Source organism: Pseudolactococcus reticulitermitis (assembly GCF_002260845.1).
Taxonomy (GTDB): domain Bacteria; phylum Bacillota; class Bacilli; order Lactobacillales; family Streptococcaceae; genus Pseudolactococcus; species Pseudolactococcus reticulitermitis.
In genome coordinates this window covers 50852-71148 of sequence record NZ_BEDT01000005.1, presented here as the reverse complement: position 1 = coordinate 71148, position 20297 = coordinate 50852, and the positions used below count along the sequence as shown (strand labels likewise).

Annotated in this window: 19 protein-coding genes; 4 read left to right on the top strand and 15 right to left on the bottom strand. The window is 41.7% G+C overall.

The window, feature by feature from the left end; translation table 11 throughout:
- Window positions 1–15: 15 nt before the first annotated feature.
- The 4 genes from thiI to RsY01_RS09110 all read right to left on the bottom strand — a co-directional run bounded on the left by thiI (window position 16) and on the right by RsY01_RS09110 (window position 5086).
- Entirely contained in the window at window positions 16–1239 is a 1224-nt protein-coding gene (thiI, locus tag RsY01_RS09125) for a tRNA uracil 4-sulfurtransferase ThiI (RefSeq protein ID WP_094785234.1), read from the bottom strand.
- 9 nt (window positions 1240–1248) lie between these two features.
- Window positions 1249–2391, bottom strand: a complete 1143-nt coding sequence (locus RsY01_RS09120; protein WP_094785233.1) for a cysteine desulfurase family protein — start codon at window positions 2389–2391, stop codon at window positions 1249–1251.
- Between the two features lie 294 nt (window positions 2392–2685).
- Window positions 2686–4731: a cation:proton antiporter gene (locus tag RsY01_RS09115; RefSeq protein WP_094785232.1), complete on the bottom strand. Its 2046-nt coding sequence runs from the start codon at window positions 4729–4731 to the stop codon at window positions 2686–2688.
- A gap of 58 nt (window positions 4732–4789) precedes the next feature.
- Complete coding sequence (locus RsY01_RS09110; protein ID WP_094785231.1) at window positions 4790–5086, bottom strand: hypothetical protein; 297 nt, start codon at window positions 5084–5086, stop codon at window positions 4790–4792.
- 245 nt (window positions 5087–5331) lie between these two features.
- Here RsY01_RS09110 and RsY01_RS09105 point away from each other — a divergent pair, with 245 nt between their 5' ends.
- Window positions 5332–5766 carry a universal stress protein gene (locus RsY01_RS09105; protein ID WP_094785348.1) on the top strand — a complete coding sequence of 145 codons (435 nt, stop codon included), beginning with the start codon at window positions 5332–5334 and terminating at the stop codon, window positions 5764–5766.
- A 57-nt stretch (window positions 5767–5823) separates the two neighbouring features.
- On the opposite strand, the gene pepT is transcribed toward RsY01_RS09105, so the two are convergent.
- The 6 genes from pepT to RsY01_RS09075 form a co-directional block, all read right to left on the bottom strand.
- Complete coding sequence (gene pepT, locus RsY01_RS09100; RefSeq protein ID WP_094785230.1) at window positions 5824–7062, bottom strand: peptidase T; 1239 nt, start codon at window positions 7060–7062, stop codon at window positions 5824–5826.
- A 78-nt stretch (window positions 7063–7140) separates the two neighbouring features.
- Window positions 7141–7431, bottom strand: a complete 291-nt coding sequence (gene rpmA / locus RsY01_RS09095) for a 50S ribosomal protein L27 (protein ID WP_003137946.1) — start codon at window positions 7429–7431, stop codon at window positions 7141–7143.
- Window positions 7432–7512: 81 nt separating this feature from the next.
- A complete protein-coding gene (locus tag RsY01_RS09090) occupies window positions 7513–7845 on the bottom strand; it encodes a ribosomal-processing cysteine protease Prp (RefSeq protein WP_094785229.1) in 333 nt (110 codons plus the stop codon).
- A gap of 18 nt (window positions 7846–7863) precedes the next feature.
- A complete protein-coding gene (rplU, locus tag RsY01_RS09085; protein WP_031366319.1) occupies window positions 7864–8175 on the bottom strand; it encodes a 50S ribosomal protein L21 in 312 nt (103 codons plus the stop codon).
- Between the two features lie 262 nt (window positions 8176–8437).
- A complete protein-coding gene (locus tag RsY01_RS09080; RefSeq protein WP_094785228.1) occupies window positions 8438–9898 on the bottom strand; it encodes a flotillin family protein in 1461 nt (486 codons plus the stop codon).
- 41 nt (window positions 9899–9939) lie between these two features.
- Entirely contained in the window at window positions 9940–10143 is a 204-nt protein-coding gene (locus tag RsY01_RS09075) for a hypothetical protein (RefSeq protein WP_094785227.1), read from the bottom strand.
- 182 nt (window positions 10144–10325) lie between these two features.
- On the opposite strand from RsY01_RS09075, the gene RsY01_RS09070 reads away from it, so the two are divergent.
- Window positions 10326–11009, top strand: coding sequence for a response regulator transcription factor (locus tag RsY01_RS09070; RefSeq protein WP_094785226.1), 684 nt, complete (start codon window positions 10326–10328; stop codon window positions 11007–11009).
- A gap of 1 nt (window position 11010) precedes the next feature.
- Window positions 11011–11901: a sensor histidine kinase gene (locus RsY01_RS09065; RefSeq protein ID WP_094785225.1), complete on the top strand. Its 891-nt coding sequence runs from the start codon at window positions 11011–11013 to the stop codon at window positions 11899–11901.
- A gap of 6 nt (window positions 11902–11907) precedes the next feature.
- On the opposite strand, the gene RsY01_RS09060 is transcribed toward RsY01_RS09065, so the two are convergent.
- From RsY01_RS09060 to RsY01_RS09045, 4 genes are all read right to left on the bottom strand, one after another.
- Window positions 11908–12669: an ABC transporter permease gene (locus tag RsY01_RS09060; protein WP_107490456.1), complete on the bottom strand. Its 762-nt coding sequence runs from the start codon at window positions 12667–12669 to the stop codon at window positions 11908–11910.
- A gap of 3 nt (window positions 12670–12672) precedes the next feature.
- Window positions 12673–13596 (bottom strand): ATP-binding cassette domain-containing protein, encoded by a 924-nt coding sequence (locus RsY01_RS09055; protein WP_094785223.1) that lies wholly within the window; start codon window positions 13594–13596, stop codon window positions 12673–12675.
- A gap of 160 nt (window positions 13597–13756) precedes the next feature.
- Complete coding sequence (locus RsY01_RS09050; protein ID WP_094785222.1) at window positions 13757–16288, bottom strand: M1 family metallopeptidase; 2532 nt, start codon at window positions 16286–16288, stop codon at window positions 13757–13759.
- 124 nt (window positions 16289–16412) lie between these two features.
- Window positions 16413–17705 carry an adenylosuccinate synthase gene (locus tag RsY01_RS09045; RefSeq protein ID WP_094785221.1) on the bottom strand — a complete coding sequence of 431 codons (1293 nt, stop codon included), beginning with the start codon at window positions 17703–17705 and terminating at the stop codon, window positions 16413–16415.
- A gap of 335 nt (window positions 17706–18040) precedes the next feature.
- Between RsY01_RS09045 and RsY01_RS09040 the strand changes: the two genes are divergently transcribed.
- Window positions 18041–18568, top strand: coding sequence for a hypothetical protein (locus tag RsY01_RS09040; RefSeq protein WP_094785220.1), 528 nt, complete (start codon window positions 18041–18043; stop codon window positions 18566–18568).
- A 73-nt stretch (window positions 18569–18641) separates the two neighbouring features.
- Here the strand turns inward: RsY01_RS09040 and groL are convergent, their stop codons facing one another.
- Entirely contained in the window at window positions 18642–20273 is a 1632-nt protein-coding gene (groL, locus tag RsY01_RS09035) for a chaperonin GroEL (protein WP_094785219.1), read from the bottom strand.
- Between the last annotated feature and the right edge of the window lie 24 nt (window positions 20274–20297).

Here is a 20297-nt window from a genome sequence, read left to right as displayed (position 1 = left end):
GTGACCCACCTTTTTCTATAACAAATCTTGAATGGCTACCTCAAGCGCATCGACTTGTGTTACGCCTGTGATTTGACTGACCATAATCCCATCAACCGCCCGTTTAACGAGGTTATCAATATCCATACGTGCCTCGAATTTCTCAGCGTTTTCAAGTTTTGGATTGGTCTTGGGTTGTGGTGGCGCAAAAATCGTACAGCAATCTTCAAAAGGCTGAATGGAAATATTAAAGGTATCAATCTTCTCAGCTAATTCGATAATTTCCAGCTTATCCATGGTCACAACTGGGCGAATGACTGGCGTTGTCGTCACTGCATTGATCGCTGTCATTGAGCCTAGCGTTTGACTGGCGACCTGGCCTAGACTTTCACCATTGATAATGACTTGACCATGACGACGCGCCCGAATTTCATCGACGACACGCATCATGAAACGACGTATCACCGTCATCAAATAAGGCATGGGCACTTTTTCTTTGATTTCTTCTTGAATTTCAGTAAAAGGCACTTCGATAAACTGAATATCGCCACCAAAGACAGTCAATTTGCTGGCTAAATCTTTAGCTTTTTGAAGAGCACCGGGGCTAGTATAAGGCGGGCTGGCAAAATGCACTGCCTCGATTTCAACGCCACGTTTCAGCGCCAAATAACCCGCTACCGGTGAGTCAATCCCGCCAGACAGCATGAGCATGCCTTTACCAGCCGTTCCGACAGGCAGGCCACCTGCACCCTTAATCGTTTCATAGCTCAGATAGGCAAAATCAGGGCGAATTTCAACCCGCAAATCAATATCAGGCTTCTTCATCTGAACTTTGGCATGGGGCACCGCCATGATAACGGTATGCCCCAACTCGCGATTTAACTCTGTACTATCCAGCTCGAAGTCATGGTCAGAGCGTTTGGCTGTGATTTTAAAGGTCATGCCGTCTTGATAAACTTCGGTCATCAGGGCAGCCACCGCTGCCTCAAGCGCTGGCATATTTTTATCGACTTTAATCGCAGGCGAAAAATTTTGTATACCAAAAACCTTGACTAATTTTTCAGCCAATGGGCCATATTCTGCGCCATTAAGAAAGATATGCGCCCGGTCTCGCTCAGCCTTGACTGAAATCGTTGGAAATTCTGTCAAAACCTCCCGAATATTTTTAGCAAGTCGACCGATAAAGCGCATCCGATTCTTGCCTTTTGTTGACAGCTCGCCGTAACGAACCATAATTTCTGAATAATTTAAATTTGTCATGATTACTTTCTATTGTATTTTTTGAAATTTAGCATGGAGTTGTTTAAAAATCGTCAAAAATTGCTCGATTTCTGCCATATTATTGCTTTCATCTAGGGAAATGCGGACAGCTGATGTGGCAAGTTTAGGCGACACTTTCATCGCCGTCAGGGTACTTGACGCCAGACCCGCCTTAGACGAGCAGGCGCTTGTCGTCGAGATGTAAATCTCGTGTGCCTCAAACCCATGCACCAAGACTTCGCCACGGACACCTTTGAGCCCAAAAGTGATGATATTCGGTACAAAGTTAGCCTGCTGACTAAAGACGACAACATCAGGATAAGCTCCTAAAGCTTTCAACAAAACCTCTTTCATAGCCGCTAATTTTGTTAATTTGGCTTCTGAGTCTGTCAGCACCATGCGTAAAGCCTTCGCCATTGCCGCAATACCCGCCACATTTTCTGTCGTTGAGCGCAGATTATTTTCCTGACCGCCACCCGTTAGTAATGGTTGTAACTTTTTACCTTTTTTAATGTAGACAAATCCAACACCGCGTGGCCCATGAAATTTGTGAGCTGAAAAGGTCGCAAAATCAACACGTTCTGGTAAAAATTCACGAACGTCTAGCTTACCAACAGCCTGTACCGCATCCACATGAAAAGAAATCGTTGGCTTATCTGCTAATAATTCCCCAATCTGACGAATCGGCTCAATCGTACCGATTTCATTATTGACCGCCATGACTGAGACTAAAATCGTTTCTTTTTTGATTAAAGCTGCTAGCGCCTCTAACTTGACAAAGCCATTGCTATCAACGGGGGCGAAATCGACTTTAAAGCCCTGTGTCGCTAGCCATTCGGCTGATGCTTTGACTGCAGGATGTTCAACACTTGAGACGATGATATGGTTACCATAGACACGCTTTTCAAATGCCACACCTTTTAAAATCCAGTTATCGCCCTCTGTACCGCCTGAGGTAAAGTAAATTTCCGACGCAGCTTTGCCGAGTAAGTCGGCAATTTGCTTACGAGACGCCTCTAGCATTCGCCCAGCGACTGTCCCTAGATTATGTAAACTAGACGGATTGCCCATGATTTTAGTGGCAACGTCTGTGTAGGTTTTCAGGACTGCGGGATCGATCGCCGTCGTCGCTGAATTATCGAAATAGATCATGTTTTTTTCCTTTTATTTGAACTGCTATTTGAACTTCAAGCTAACTTCTTAGCAACGCCTAAGTGATAAATCACTAAGGCACGTTGCCCCTAGCTTTTCCGTAAGCCACTAAATTGGCAACTTCAAAGCCATAGGAAAATAGATAATTGACGAACCCGCGCAAGCGCGAAAGCTTTACCAGCGACGAGTAATCGCAGGAGCACCGTTCTTCCTAATTTTCTACAGAAGTTTACGACTACGTCGTATCGCTTTCAGTATCATGAACACTTGAAAATAACTGCGAATTCGCAGTTTTTATTTGGGGTTATACTCGAGAAAATCATAAAGCAGATTAGACTGGTTGTCATTCATAGAATAATTTTCCAGAGCGTTGACGTTTTTTCGCATGACCTTGGCTTCTCGCGCTGTAAGTAGGCCTTGCGCTTCATATTCAAAGATGAATTTGCGCTCTAAATAATAGCCACGCATCATCTCATCTAGATTATTGGGTCTTGCCTTGGTAATAATTCGCGTGAGAAAGTCTCCTGCAGCTACTTGCTCTGACGCTCGCAGCCGTTCTGACTGGACATAATTAATCAAGTCAGCATTATAGACTCCTTCCAAACTCTCTAGGGCATCCAAAATGAGACTTGTATTCTTGAAATAAAGGTCGCGAATTTCCGTTTTGGCATCACCAACCAATTTTTGAATTTTTTTCCGCTTAAAATGAATATTTGTATGTAAAAGATGACTCAAAACCAAACGAATGGCACGTAGAAAAATGGCGACTGCAAAGGCTAAACTTGAAACAAATCGATGAACGATTGAACGTTCTAACTCTTTCAAATATTGTTGGTAAATCTGATACGTTTTGATCGTAATCTCATTATTTCGAAAGGCATTTTCCAGGCCTTCATTTTCAAGCCGAAGAATCAAGAGCTGTAAATCATTAAATTCCGCAGTCATGGTCGCCGATTCTTGATTGATAATTAATTTTCGAATTCTCGCCTGATAATTATCAATCGTTGCGATATAGCCGAGTTTATTGCGCCCTTTTTTCGACTCATGTTCAAGCTTTTCAACAACACTGGTCAAAATGGCAATTTTAGCAACATTATCAACCTTTTCTTCTTTTTTGGGCGCGATAATGGGCAAGACCAAAATGCCCGTTAGGAAACTGACAACTGTCACTGACGCCGCAAGAAAAATCAATAATGAATACTTCTGAGCAACTGCTTCTGGTAGCAGCAAAATCGTCGCAATGGATACTGTCCCCTTGACACCTGAAAAGGTCAGAAGCAAAATATCATCGACATAGCGTGAAAATTTCTGGCGCCGTTTTTTAGCAATCACGGCATAATAGATACTCAAAATCACATAACGCAAGATGAACAGAGTTGCCGTCAGCGCTAGAACAGTAAGGAAGAGACGGAAATTATCATAATAGGCATTCCTGATAATCGGCGTCACGATTTGTTGCAACTCAATGCCTAAAAACAAAAAGACGATGGAGTTCAAAATAAAGGTAATGGCATCCCAAACTGTTTTCGAGACACTCTCAACCTGAGCATCAAACAGGGTAATTTTCTTGAAACCACCTGCCTGCATGACACCTGCGACAACGACAGCAATAATCCCTGAGACATGAAACTCTTCTGCGAGGAAGAAAGCCACCAAGGGTAACATCATTTCAAGCATGAGATAGCCCGTAACGTCCTGCGCTGCAACATCTTCCATCAGAGTCAAAACAAGCCGATTCAACCAAGCCACTAGGAAACCAATTAGCGCCCCCCCAATGGCTGACAAAGCCAAACTGCCAACGGCTTTCCCAAGAGAAAATTCCCCCGTCGTCAGCGCTAATATAGCAAATTGAAAGGCAATAATGCCTGATGCATCATTAAAAAGGCCTTCCCCTTTTAAGACAGCGGTAATCCGCTTGGGAAAATCAAAACGCTCAGAGAGTGAGCCCACCGCCACTGCATCCGTCGGTCCCAAACTGGCCCCAAGAGCAAAACAAGCGGTTAAAGGAATCGCAGCATAAAAATTATGGCTGATAACGCCGATGATAAAGGTCGTCATAAAAACAACTGGAAAGACAAGCATCGTCACTGTCCGACTATGCTTAATAATCCCTTTCACATCAGCTTCTTCGCCTTCTCTAAACAAAAGCGGACCAATGATAAAGGCTAGAAAAAGCTCCGAATTTAATCGCAACACATCTCCCGCCCCAAGCATACCTAAAATCAAACCAAAGATAACTTGAATCAGAGGGAGAGGCAGTTTAGGAAAGACCTTATTGATGACATTGGAAACAATTAAGGCAACAAAAAATATGATGACATAAAATACCGTATGGATCACTCGTTGACACGCTCCTTTCTACGATTTCATGCTATGAAATCTTGAAACTTGACTTACGCTAGTCCTTATTCTTCTCGTCCAATAATTTTTTAAATAAAGCTTTTTTCATGGCTAACTTCTGATCAAATTTTTGGGCAGATTTTTTATCCAAAGTGGCACGACATCGTTTGATTTCCAGTTTTGATAACTGACGACGCAACCTCGCCTTCTGATGTTCCCGACTGCGAAAATGATCCAAAAATGATAATTTGGCCGCCATGGCAAGCTTCAAGTCACTTTTATCATGATTTTCCAAATAAAGCTCACGCATATGTTGAATTTTACGTTCAAATTCATCATCAGACATCTTTTTCATTTCATCTCTCCATTTGATTGATATGTCTTATTATAGCATAAAAAGGAAGTCTAGCGCCAACGCCACAACACCACAGCCTCTCAAATGAGCCAGCCACAAGTTTTCCTTTTACTTTTCCGACAAATGAGCATATAATAAAAGGAGAGGGTATGACTGGTTTCTACCCCATTATCAACCTCATGGGCAACACGAAACTTTTCGTCATCGTATTAGCCCCTCAGAGTAGCATGAATGGAGGAAAAGCTATGCTTCAAGAATATAAGAAAATTATGGTGGGGATTGATGGTTCTGTCGAATCTGCTAACGCTTTCGACCGCGCCGTTGCCGTTGCGCTCCGAAATGATGCGGAACTTTTACTCGTCAACATCATCGACTTGCGTGCTTTCCAAAGCATCTCAACCTACGACACGATGGTCGCTGAAGACACCAAAAAAGGCGCAGAGCAACTCATCGCCGACTTTGCCGAAGAGGCAAAAAGAGCGGGTATCACTAAAATTCAGACCCGCGTCGAATTTGGCTCTCCTAAGGTTATGATGGCCACAACAGTGCCCAAAGAAGAAAATGTCGATTTAATTATGATTGGTGCGACAGGTCTGAGCTATATCGAACGCCTCTTTATCGGCTCCGTTGCCCAGTATGTGACCGCCCACGCCAAATGCGACATCCTCATCGTCCGTTAAAAATGAAATCAGAACTCAAGCAAGAGTTCTGATTTTTTGATAGATAGCCACCTACACTCAGGCTTGAGTTGACGTGACATTTAATTTCGCAATCTCAATAATTGTATCAACAGCTGCCTGCATCGTCTGCACGCTAACAAATTCAAAGCGACCGTGCATATTTTCACCACCCGCAAAAATATTCGGCGTTGGAATGCCCATAAATGAAATTTTTGAGCCATCTGTGCCACCACGAACAGGTTCAATTTTCGGCGTAATCCCTAAATTGGTCATGGCAGTTTCGGCAAGCGTGACAATCGACATATCTTTCTCAATCACTTCAGCCATGTTGTAATATTGATCTTTCAAGACCACATTGACACGGTTTTCGTCATATCCCGCGTTCATTTTTTCAGCAAGCGTCAGAAGGTCTGATTTCATTTGCTCGAAAATCGGCCGATCATGGTCGCGAATGATATAGGTCATCGTTGCTGCTTCTGGCGAACCTGTCAGGCTTGCCAAGTGATAGAAACCTTGACGACCGTCAGTCAGCTCAGGACGCGCAGTTTCTGGTAATTGATTGTGGAAATCATGAGCCAGCTGCAGGGCATTAATCATCTGATTTTTAGCTGTTCCCGGGTGAACATTACGCCCAGCAATCGTGATGACTGCTGATGCGGCGTTAAAAGTTTCATATTCCAATTCACCAAGTGGACCACCATCGATGGTGTAAGCAAAATCAACATCGAAATCGGCCACATCAAATAAATCTGCACCCGTACCAATCTCTTCATCTGGGCCAAAGCCAACTCGAATTTCACCATGTTCAATCTCAGGGTGTTGGATTAAGAAATCGGCTGCTGTCATGATTTCAGCAATCCCCGCCTTATCATCAGCCCCGAGCAAGGTTGTCCCATCAGTTGTAATCAGGGTTTGACCTGTATAATTGGCCAGATTTGGAAAATCTTTCGCATCTAAGGCATAGCCACTTGTCCCAAGTTGGATAGGCTTGCCGTCATAATTGTCGATGATTTGTGGCTTGACACCCTCCGCATTAAAATCGGCTGTATCGACGTGCGCAATCAAGCCCATTTTACGGACAGGTTGAGCCGTCGTCGCTGGAATGGTTCCAATGACGTAGCCATTGCTTTCTAAATAATGGACATTTTCTAAGCCGATGTCACGCATTTCATCCGCCAACATGGCTGTGAAATCTACTTGTGATTGCGTCGTTGGCACTGTTGAACTTGTTTCGTCAGAGCGCGTATTGATTTTAACGTAACGTAAAAAACGTGCTAACATTTGATTTTCTGTCATCATTTTCCTCATTTCTTGGGTGGCACCACCCGATTCACATGAAAAAACTTTCAACCGTAAAGTCGAAAGTTTTCATTTTTATGCTTTTTTTGCTACTGGGTAAACAGATACTTTTTTCTTATCGCGACCGAAACGTTCGAATTTCACAACGCCTTCGATTTTAGCGAAAAGTGTATCGTCACCACCACGGCCAACGTTTTCACCTGGATGGATTTTAGTACCGCGTTGACGGTAAAGGATTGATCCGCCAGTCACAGTTTGTCCGTCAGCAGCTTTAGAGCCAAGACGTTTAGATTGTGAATCACGACCATTGGAAGTTGAACCACCACCTTTTTTGTGGGCGAACAACGATAGATTCATTTTCAACATAGGGTTTTTCCTCCTTGATTTAATGTCGGAAATTGTTTTGGTGCTAAACTGTCACCAAAACAATTCACTTAGTAGATACCCTTAGGTAACTTTGATGAAACTGCTATATTCTGCTTCCTCGGCAATGGCGCTAACACCATTTTCAAAGTTCAGCAATAATATCTGAGCAATTTCAGCTTGTTTGTCGGATAAATCTGACAAGATTTCACAATCGAGAAAGCCACCTTCGACCTCGTCCACTTCAACTAAAGGTTGAAAATGCGCGATTGTCTCTAGCGAATTTACCGTCGTAATCGCAAGACTTGAAACACCAGCACAAACAATGTCGTGCGCCATTTTGCCATTAAAGGCGTGTCCTGTGATCACAAAGCGTGTAATCTGGTCATCTTTTCGACTAAACTTGATGTTAATCATCTGATTGAAATACCGCGATTAAGCGTTGATTTCTTTGATGACAACTTTTGTATACGGTTGACGGTGACCTTGTTTACGGTGTGAGTGTTTTTTAGGTTTGTATTTGAAAGTAACAACTTTCTTTTGTTTACCTTGTTTCTCAACTTCTGCGACAACAGTTGCACCAGATACGAATGGCGCCCCAATCACAGTTTTTTCACCGCCAACAAGGACAACTTCATCAAAAGTGACAGTAGCGCCAGCTTCAACGTCCAATTTCTCAACGTAGATAGCTTGTCCTACTTCAACTTTGACTTGTTTCCCGCCAGTTTTTACGATTGCATAAGTCATTTGCGTGTTTCCTCCTTATATAATATGTTAGACTCGCCTTAGTAGGTGGAAATACTTCACTTAGACACCACTCTAAAATTGCTTTTTGTTCAATTTTAAAGCTGTGCCCGAACCTGACTTCGTGCGGTTGTACTCTTGAAAGCTATGAAACTCACAAAGACAACGTTATTATTATACCAAAAGTGATTGAGCTTGGCAAGTATTTTAATGAGAATAAAAAACAAACAAAGCAAAGACCTCGTTTGTTTGATAGTATTTAACATCACTCGTCTATTTGCTCATCAGAAACGATGTTGACGTGTTCAGCGACTTTTGCTAATTTACCAGTTTCTTGAACCGTCAATGTGCCTGCAGCACGCTGTTCCATCATGTTAGCTAAATCCATGCCTGTTGATGATTTTATAAAATCAAATAATCCTGGCAATTGACTAGCAGAAGCGCCTGAGATACTTTCAACGCCGTCGTAAACTGTCATATTTTGAATTTGAGACAATGGTTCTGCAAGCTTAGAAGCAACCTCTGGCAAGATTTTGACAAGTTCTTGCATGATGATCATTTGACCATTAGATTCAAAAGCCTTGGCTAATTTCTCTTGACTTTCTGCTTTGGCTAGACCAATTTGGCGAATACTTTCAGCTTCGGCTTCACCGCTCCTGCGAATACGATCCGCTTCCGCTTGTGCCTCAGCTGTAACAGCATAAGCTTTTGCATCTGCTTCTTTTTGCTCGGCGATCAACTTCACTTGCGCAACTGTTTCAGCTTCGACTTTTTTCTGTGCTTGTTCGACCTTAGCGGTTTCAACGTTACGCTCAGCTACTAGCTTGTCCGCATCAGCTTTCGCCAATTCTTGTTGCCGTCTGGCTTCGATATTTTGAAGCTCTTGTTCGCGTTGTGCTTCGATGATTGCGATTTGTTTTTCACGATCATATTCAGCTGTTTTAATTTGCGTATCTTTTTCAACTTCCGCAATCTTTTGCTCAGATTCTTTCTCAGCTTTAATCGCGATTTGTTGAGATTCAGCTTCCTTACTCCGTGCATTTTTATCAGCTTCTGCTTTTTGAATGCGTGATCGGCTCTCATTGTTTTTAATTTCAATAATCGCTAAGTTATTGTAATAACCTGAATCATCCGAAACACTCTCAACCGACAAAGTGATTAGTTCCAAACCGAACTCTGCGAGTAAGGGTTCAACCAAATTCACAACGTTTTCTTGGAACTTAGTTCGGTCAGTATTTGCTTCCTCAGGCGTTAATTGACCGATGATTGAACGTACTTGGTTGCCCAGTACATCTGACAAGTCGATAACTAATGCATCCAAATCAGTACCCAAAATACGTTGTGCCGCAGTTCTACGCATCGCATCAGATTGACCAATTCGGATTGTTGCAAGTGTTTTAACATTGATTGGGACTTGGTTGACTGTTGGCACCTTTGTAACGGTACTTGCCACTGTAAATGGTTTTTGAGAAATGTACGTATACTCTTGAAGGACAGGAATGACGAAAGTCCCACCACCACTTACAATTTTTGTTTTTGAGCCCGTTACTGGGTCTGGTTGGATACCACCACCTGAGATGACCATGATTTCATTAGGCGCAACACGTTTGTATTGGGCTAAAAAAATAATCAGTAACAGTAAAACGACGGCTACGATTGCAATCGTAATAATCAGCCCAGTTGTCAAGGTAAATCCTCCTAAAAGTAAAAATAAATGATTTTTCATAAAAACTCCTCTGTCACAACGTTCTAGTACTCAAGAGCTTGTTAAATTTTCTCAACAGAATAGGTGTTATTGGCAATCAGTTGACCAACTGTCACAAAGTCACCAACACTCAAATTAGCCTCATGACATTTGCCATTGATTGTGAAAATACCTTCTACGGTGCTGACTTGAACTTTGGCAATTTGCCCAAATACGTCAATAACCCTACCTGTCTCATTTAACAATACAAAATCTTGAAGATCCAAAACATGGTCTCCTTCTAATTATTTGACATGGATGCCATGCCTTATTTTATCACTTTTATACGACATTCTCAATGTTCTAAAAACAATATCCAAAGAATTATTGGAAATATTTTAGATATCACTTGCAATTTGTTATAATATGATGTAACAAATTTAATTAGCATACTAGCTAGGAGATCCGAGTGCGCAAGATATTAATCATTGAAGATGACAGTAACATCTGTCAATTACTAGACTTATTACTAAAAGATAGCTATCAGCTCACGATTGCTAATACAGGAACCGATGGTCTATTGCAAGTCACTCAAGGACAGTTCGACTTGATTTTGCTTGATTTGATGTTGCCCGGTGTGACTGGCGAAAGTGTTTTAACGACGATTCGTAAAACGAGCCAGACACCGATTATCATCACGACAGCGATTGATGATAAGGCGAAAATCGTCGAATTGCTGAAAAATGGTGCTGATGATTACATCACTAAGCCTTTTAATCTGGATGAATTACAGGCACGGATTGAGGTACAGCTCCGTAAAGGCAGTCGTGAATTACCACAAAAGCAAACGCTATCCTATAAAAATTTATGCTTAGATGCTGAAAATCTTGCACTTAAAATCGGTGAAAGTCAACTGACCGTTGCCCAAAAAGAATATCAAATTATGGCGTTACTCATTAATCACCCGACTAAGATTTTCACCAAAGAAAGTCTTTATGAACGAGTTTGGCAAGAAAGTTATTTAGGTGGCGAAAATACTTTGAACGTTCACCTCAGCAATCTGCGCAAGAAACTAAAAGCTGCTGACCCAGAAAATGACTATATTGAAACCGTTTGGGGCATGGGGATTCGCCTAGTAAAAGAAAGGAATTGATATGACCATTTTCCTAGTAATTCTTCTTTTTATCATCGTCATTTTATGTGCCTATCTCGTATTTCTTATCATTGACTTACACCAAATCACGCGCCAAATCACTTTTATTGCCGAAAAAGAAACGAATGCCGAAATCACGTCAACAACGAAAAATCCTTGGATTAAAAATTTGTTGAACGAAAACAATCGTTTGATTCGCAAAAATAAAACTTTCCACCGTGAACAAGTCAAAAAAGATAAACTCCTGCATGAGTTATTGACTAACTTAACACACGACTTGAAAACACCGCTAACGGTTGCTTCTGGCTATACACAACTGCTTGAAAAAACGTTACCAGCTGAAAATCGTGAAATTGTAACTAAAATCGACAGTAGCCTTGCAAGTATCAAGCGCTATGTTGACTACCTCATGAGTTATAATATGATTCAAGAAAAAAATATCGCCCTTCATTTGGAGAAGACAAATATTTCTGAAATTTTGCGCGAAAGTCTTTTTCTCTATTACGAAAGTTTTGAGGAACGTCAGATGACACCTCAGTTTGAGCTATTTGAACAACATTATGCCATTATTGATGTCATCATCTTACAACGGATTTTCCAAAATATCCTTGGCAATGTCCTCAATCACGGTAAAGATTTTCTCAAAGTTAGCATGACACAATCCGATAATCAGCACTTAAAACTTAGTTTTTCAAATGGTTTGCAAGCCAAAATTGACAATCCTGAGCTACTATTGGAACGTTTCAAAACCAATGAACCTTCTCGTACTAACAAAAGTACTGGACTTGGACTCAATATTATTCAAGAACTCTGCCATCTGATTAACATCACCCCTACTATTGAAACGAATGATACCGAGTTTAAGATTGAACTTGTCTTGCAAGTGAGCTGATAAACCTTATAACTCTTTATGTTTAATCACAAAGGCACTTCCGACTAGTGACAGTAGAATAATAATCAAACCTACGAGCAAATAAGGCAGACTTTCACTTAAAGTTAGTTGATTCAAGCCTATCATTTGAGGAAAACCAAATAGGTCAAAATATTTTATATTCTCCCATTTGCTGACAAGCCCAATGATTTGGAGGATTAAGGGATATATCACGATAAATACTGCGGCAATCACTGAACTTTGTGTCAAAATTAAAATCAGGGTCGCTAAACTGAATAAAACACTTACCATCAAGCCCATCACAAGTGAGAATAAAAACATATCAGAAAAGATAGAAAATAAATTAACATCTGCTAGACCATATTTGACAATACCTGCCATAAGAACAGCCATAAAAAATATAAATGTCGCTAAAATCAAAACGAGCAACTCAGTCACATATTTAGCTAAAACAAAGGTCATTCTGCTAGTGCCTGATGTCAGACTATTTTTATAGGTTTTTAAAGAAAATTCATATCCGATTAAAATCACAAAGATACTGATAAAACAATAATTTAAAAGTGGGGTAGAGGTAACTGTGTTTTGCATCAGATATGGTAAATTCCAAACGAGATCTAAACCTGAACCGCCGTCTACTTCTATACCAACCGAAGCGACCGCTTCAAAAATGGTATTTAAAATACCAAACCCAACGACGACTAACAAAGTAATATAGACGCCAATTGTCCGACTCAATCGATAAAAATCTGCTTTCATTAAACGTATCATCACTTATTCCTCCCCTACTGTTTTCACTAAATTAGTATAATAATCTTCCAGACTATATTCCTGCTTATCTATGCCTTCAACGTGAATATCATTAACCACTAACAACTTATTAATCTCTGCAACTGTCGCGGATGTGCTAGAAATTTTAATTTCGTGCTGAGATAAGACTTCAAACTCAGCCGCTAGATGCTCTGCCAAAACAACCGATGCTTTGGCAGTATCCTCTACCTTAACGATAATTCCCTCTGTCACAATCGCATCGAATTCTGCCTTTGTAATTTCCTGAATCATTTTACCATTATGAATGAAACCAAAACGCGTTGAAACATGGTATAATTCTGTCAAAATATGACTTGAAATAAAAATTGTCGTCTCTCTTTCTTGATTGATTTTTTCAAGTAAGTCGCGCAGTTCCACGATTGCAATCGGATCTAGACCATTTACTGGTTCATCCAAAATCAGAAAATCCGGTTGATTGACAAGTGCCATAGCGATGCCCAAACGTTGTTTCATACCAAGAGAGAATTGCTTAAACTTTTTCTTACCAGTGTCTGCAAGATTGACAAATTTTAGAGTTTCATCAATCACAGAAAAATCATGAATACCACGCTGTAAGCAAATAATTTTCATATTTTGATAGGCTGTTAAGGTATTAAAAGCCACTGGCGACTCAATAACAGACCCAGCCCGATTTAGGGCTTGCGCATAGCTACTAGATTCTTTTGAATGTCCCAAAAGTGTAATCTGCCCCGATGTTTCCTTTGATAAATCTGCAATGATTTTCATAATTGTTGTCTTACCCGAACCATTTCGACCGATTAAGCCATAAATATCACCTTTTTTGACATCAAGTGACACATGTTCAAGCGCCAACTGCCGTCCGAATTTTTTTGTCACATTTTTTAAAGATAAGATTGTATTTGTCATCTCTATTCTCGCTTTCCTTTTGTTGATAGTCCTATCATATCATGCAAATATTAAGCCGTCTCTTAAGTAACTATTAAATCTTTCTTAAATCGCAACAAATAACTTGACGCAAGAAAAAAAGCGACTCAATCTGAGCGCTTTTTCATTGATTAACTAAGACCTAAATCGTTTCAAACAAAGCCACAACTTTTGCTTTTTGATTGGCTAACAAAGCGATTTTAGCAGCGATTTGCGTTTTCGCCATCTCGATAATACGCTTAAAGGCTGGCTCATCTTTAAATGGTTCTGTAAAGTCGATAAAGGCTTGGAGTTTGGCTTCAGTATCAAAGCTATTGCCAATGACTTTGATAAAGTCACCTGACGCCATGTCGCCACCTAACTTTTCTTGCACCCAATCCCAATTTTCAGCCAACCAGTCAAAGGCAACAGTTTGAGAGAATTCACGACTAATCAGTGATGAGAACCAGAAACGCAAATCTTGCGGTTTCACCAAATCAGTATTACGATATTGCGAGATAATCGTTTCAACTGTTGTCATTTTCTTCGTGCTAGACACGGCAACATTCAACTCACGTTGGAAGGTTTGGTCAGTCGTTTTAGCGTAAGCATCGAAATAGCTTTGAACCAACTCGTCTGTCTCATTTTCAACAATTTCATTTTTTAGGACAACTTGTCTGATATCAGCTGGAATACTGTGAATATCCGTAGCGTGCTGGCTAAAGACCTCAGATGATTGGGCAACGGCATCCGCGTTTTCAGCGTAGACTTCCCATGAAATCGGTAAAGCGCGCAACTGTTCATCATTGAACGACTCACCGTCAATTTTAGTCCAGCCCAAACGCTTGTACTGTTTATCAAACAAACGAGCCACAAATTTCTTGAAGTTGACTTCAGATTCGGTGTCTTCGTCAATGAAAATTTTCAAAGCATTGAGTGCTTGTGACATGGCCAAGTTGACAACGTTTGAGGGTTCATCATCAAATGTTGCCAGTAATTTCACCAAATCAGCATAGTCAGACAAGCTACCTTCTGCTAATTTCAAGGCAGATTGGATGAGTTGGACTTTTGTAATCGTATCAAAAGTTGGCACTGCTGCGGTTACTTTTTCAGTTAATGCAGCATCGTATTTGACCAAGTAATGTGCGGCATTTTGCGCATTGAAAAGTAACGGTTTGTCCTTATTTTTAGCTGATAAAGCCGCAAAGTTAGGAATGCTAACTTCTGCTTCTGACAAGACATCAGGCAGACCCGTCCAGTTCGTGTTAAGTGGAATTTGCCACAGACGACCTTGAGCCACACCCTCGCCTGTGAAGAATTGTTGTTGGCGTAAAACGAGTTCATCGTTTGCCACAGATACGCTTAATACTGGGTAGCCAGGCTGCTCAATCCACGATGTCATAAAGGCTGAGACATCACGACCTGACGCTGCTGACAAGGCATCCCACAAATCGCGACCAACGGTATTGCCATACTGATGCACGTCGAAATAAGCATGAAGTCCGGCAGAAAAGTCGGTGTCGCCGAGCCATTTGCGGAGCATGACCATGAGACGAGCGCCTTTGGCATAAACAATCGCACCGTCAAAGAGCGTGTTAATTTCGTCAGGGTGGTTGACAGCGACATGGACGGATTGGACGCCATCGATGGCATCACGGTTGAGCGCCATAGGAGCTTCTGATACTGAGAACTGCTCCCAGATGTGCCAGTCAGGCTCAATCGCGTCAATGGCAACGTACTCCATCATATTGGCGAAAGATTCGTTCAACCAGAGGTCATCCCACCAGTCCATAGTGACAAGGTCACCGAACCATTGATGGGCAAGCTCATGGGCGATGACAAGCGCCACGTATTGGCGGCTGGCAAGGGTTGAATTATCTGGGTCAGCGAGCAAGGCGACTTCACGATAAGTGATTGCCCCCCAGTTTTCCATGGCGCCTGCAGAAAAATCAGGCAGACCGATATGCCACGAATGTGGCAATGGGTAGGCGACTTTGAAATAATCTTCGTAAAATTCGATGACACGAATGGCAATATCCAAAGGAAAATCAAGCGCTTGGGCTTTGTGGGCTTTGGTTGCAAAAACACCAACTTGTGTGCCGTTTTTCGTTTTGCCAAGTTTTGATTGCATATCACCAAAGACGAAGGCCAAAAGGTAAGATGACATCTTAACCGTTGTATCAAAGGTATGCACACCATTTTCATTTGAAATTTCTGGCATATTTGAGACGATTGCTTCGCCTTCTTTTTCGTCAAATTTGACTGACAAGTCAAAGGTTGCTTTGGCTGCTGGCTCGTCAATCGATGGGAAGGCTTGACGGGCAAAATGCGTCTCAAATTGTGTACCGACTAATTGTTTTTTCTCACCGTCAGCATCGTAATATGACGGGTAAATTCCTGTCATATTGTCTGTCAAGGCTGCTGAGTAAGTGAAGTCAACGGTCGTTTGACCTAATTCAGAGACGTTAAAAATCACCGTTTCTGATGGGTCATCCAATGTGAAATCGACTGCTTGTCCATTGACGGTAACAGATGTGATTGCTAAGTCTTTTTGGTGAAAAGCAAGATTAGTCGTCAGACTCTCACCCGTTACGGTGACTTGTCCCTCAAAACGTTTCGTTTCTCGGTTAACGTCCAGAAAAATTTGATAATTTTCTGGTTTAAAATCATTATACAAATGCTTAAATTCGCTCATGTTCATCTCCACTATCCTTCATTTTATTCTGTTTCATTATATCAAAAAACGCGGGTCTTGACAAAATTCGGGGCTGGTCATATAAAAAAACACTTGACCTCAACCAAGTGCTTCATTTTTAATCTTACAGAACGCCCCAAACACTTTCCAAAACGTTCGTCTGATCGCGACCTGGACCAACTGAGAAAGTTGAGATTTTCACGCCAACGAGTTCAGACACACGGCGAACATAATTTTTCGCTGTTTCTGGCAAATCATCCAAATGACGAACGCCCGTAATGTCTTCTGACCAACCTGGCAAGGTTTCATAGATTGGGGTACAACGTTGCAGCGTTTCAAGACTTGCAGGATAGTAATCAATCCGCTCACCATCAAGATCATAAGCCACACAGATTTTCACTTCATCAAGACCAGTCAAAACGTCGATTGAATTAAGCGACAGATTTGTCAAGCCAGACACCCGACGAGAATGACGCATGACCACAGAGTCAAACCAACCCACACGACGTGGGCGACCCGTTGTTGTGCCGTATTCATGACCGACTTCACGGATTTGATGACCGATTTCATCGTTCAATTCAGTTGGGAATGGGCCATCACCAACACGTGATGTGTAGGCTTTACAGACGCCAACAACTTTAGAAATCTTAGACGGGCCAACACCAGAACCAATCGTCACACCACCTGCAACGGGGTTCGAAGAGGTCACGTACGGATAAGTCCCTTGGTCGATATCAAGCATGACACCTTGCGCACCCTCAAAAAGCACACGTTTACCAGCGTCTAACGCATCGTTCAAAATCACAGATGTATCTGTGACATATTTCTTGATTTGTTGACCATAGTCATAATATTCTTCGAAAATATCTTTGAACGCAATCGGATCAACTTCATACATTTTTGTAAATTCACGATTTTTTTGCTCAAGATTGCTTTTCAAACGCTCAGCGAAAATCTCTTTATCCAGCAAATCAGCAATCCGAATCCCAACACGCGCAGCCTTATCCATATAGGCTGGCCCAATGCCTTTAATCGTTGTCCCGATTTTGTTATCGCCTTTAGCATCTTCTTGCAGTTGGTCAAGCTTGATATGGTAAGGCAAAATCACGTGCGCCCGATCAGAAATCCGCAGATTATCTGTCGTAACCCCCGCGTCATGCAAGTAAGCCAACTCTTTAACCAATGATTTCGGGTTGACGACCACACCATTTCCGATAACAGAAATTTTCTCAGGATAGAAAATCCCTGACGGAATCAAATGTAATTTATATTTAGTCCCTTCGATAACAATGGTATGCCCAGCATTATCACCACCTTGATAGCGCGCGATAACTTCCGCATTTTCACTGAGGAAATCCGTAATTTTCCCCTTACCTTCATCGCCCCACTGGGTTCCAACAACAACTACTGATGACATATTTTCTCCTTCAAGATTCAAGCCAAAACCTGATACGCTTTAAAAACTTGCTCAAATTGCAACACTTTATTATATCAAATCTAGGCTGTGATTGCTACCACCCATCCCTATTTTCCTGACCATCCGTCTGCAAAGTTCGGAAAATAGCTGCTATTTTAAGCCAATTCAGACTTTGAAAACCCTGTTTTGGTAGCAAGTCTACACCTTGAAAAATCTCCTACGACAGCCTATTATCTAGTTTAGAAACTTGCAACATCTTAATCAGTCATTCTAATTATTATCTTTCCTAATTTTAAAAATATGATATAATTATAATCAGGAAAGAGGAAATCATTATGAAAAAACAAATCGCCATCTTGCTCTCTGCTACTGCATTATTGACAGGACTAGCTGCTTGTAGTAGCAAGCCATCAACAGACAGTTCAGCAGACAAAAAAACGGAAACCGTTAAAAAATCATCAAAATCTGAAGAAAAGAAAGCTAGTTCTGAAGCAAAGGACACAAGCAAAACATCTTCTAGTGACAAATCAGCGTCATCTGATAATTTCGATCTGATGATTGAGGGCGCACAATCCCAAACCGATACCCTCAAAAAACAATTCGGAGATATGTTTTCGGACATTACCATCACCAAAGGAGACGGACATACCCTTGTCTACACCTATACTTATGCCAAAGATCCTGGGGTAACTGTTGATGCCGAAGCTTTAAAACCGACTTTAGTCAAAGGGATGAAACCTGTTTTGAACACCCTTAAAGCCATCGCGCCTGATGCTAAAATTCAGGTCATTTATCTCAAACCCGACCATACTGAGTTGGCTAATATCACCATCACACAAGAAGATACTGATAATATCAGTTAATCTAAAATAAAAATAGTAAAACCGCAAGTCTGCCTGATCTGTGGTTTTACTATTTTTTCTGTATTAAAAGTGATTACATCATGCCGCCCATCATGGATGGATCCATACCACCCGGCATACCCGCAGGGGCAGCTGGTTCTGGTTTATTGGCAACAACTGCTTCGGTTGTCAAAATTAGGCTAGCAACTGATGCCGCATTTTGAAGGGCTGAACGTGTGACTTTGACTGGGTCGATAATCCCTGTCTCAATCATATCTACCCATTCGCCTGTCGCTGCATTGAAGCCTGTACCAGTTGCGGATTGTTTGAGTTTATCAATCACGACAGAGCCTTCATAGCCAGCATTTTTAGCGATTTGACGAACAGGTTCTTCAAGCGCACGTAAGACGATATTACGACCTGTGAGTTCATCGCCAGTCAAGTCGACTTCCGAAACTTTAGCAATCACATTGACAAGCGCTGTCCCACCACCTGCAACAATGCCTTCTTCAACGGCTGCACGTGTGGCGTTCAAGGCATCTTCAATCCGGAGTTTCATTTCTTTCAGCTCAGTTTCAGTGGCTGCACCGACTTTAATCACTGCCACACCACCTGATAACTTCGCCAGACGTTCTTGTAATTTTTCGCGATCGAAATCAGACGTTGTTTGCTCAATCTGTGATTTAATGACGGCAGTCCGATTGGCAATGGCATCTTTAGCACCCGCACCCTCAACGATGGTTGTTGTGTCTTTATCAACGGTTACCTTGCTTGCTTGGCCGAGCGATTCAACGGTCGCATCTTTCAACTCAAGACCGAGGTCTTCCGTGATGACCGTACCACCTGTGAGAATGGCAATGTCTTCAAGCATGGCTTTCCGACGGTCACCAAAGCCTGGTGCTTTGACAGCAACGACGTTGAAAGTTCCACGAATTTTGTTCAAGACAAGTGTTGGCAAGGCTTCTCCGTCAACATCATCTGCGATAATCAAAAGCGGACGATTTTGTTGTAAGATTTGTTCCAATAACGGTAGCACATCTTGGATATTTGAAATCTTTTTATCTGTGATGAGGATATATGGATTGTCAAGGTCAGCGACCATTTTTTCGTTGTCTGTTACCATGTATTGAGACAAGTAACCGCGGTCAAACTGCATGCCTTCAACGACATCCAATTCAGTTTCCATCCCTTTGGATTCTTCGATGGTAATCACACCGTCATTGCCAACTTTTTCCATGGCTTCAGAAATGTAGTCGCCGACTTTTTCAGAGCGAGAAGAAACCGCCGCAACTTGCGCAATCGCTTCTTTGCCAGAAACTGGGATAGCGATAGCTTTCAAGGCATCAACAGCTGTCGCGACAGACGTTTCAATCCCACGACGAATGCCGATTGGATTCGCACCCGCCGTCACGTTTTTCAAGCCTTCACGGACAATCGCTTGTGTCAAGACAGTCGCTGTTGTTGTCCCGTCACCGGCAATATCGTTAGTTTTTGATGCCACTTCACTAACGAGTTTAGCACCCATATTTTCAAAATGGTCTTCCAACTCGATTTCTTTAGCGATGGTCACGCCATCATTCGTAATCAAAGGGGAGCCAAATGATTTTTCCAAGACCACATTGCGACCTTTTGGTCCAAGCGTTACTTTCACTGTATCTGCTAATATATCGACACCGCGTACCATTGCCGCACGCGCATCTGATGAAAATTTAATATCTTTTGACATTTCTTACCTCCTGAGTTTTATTGA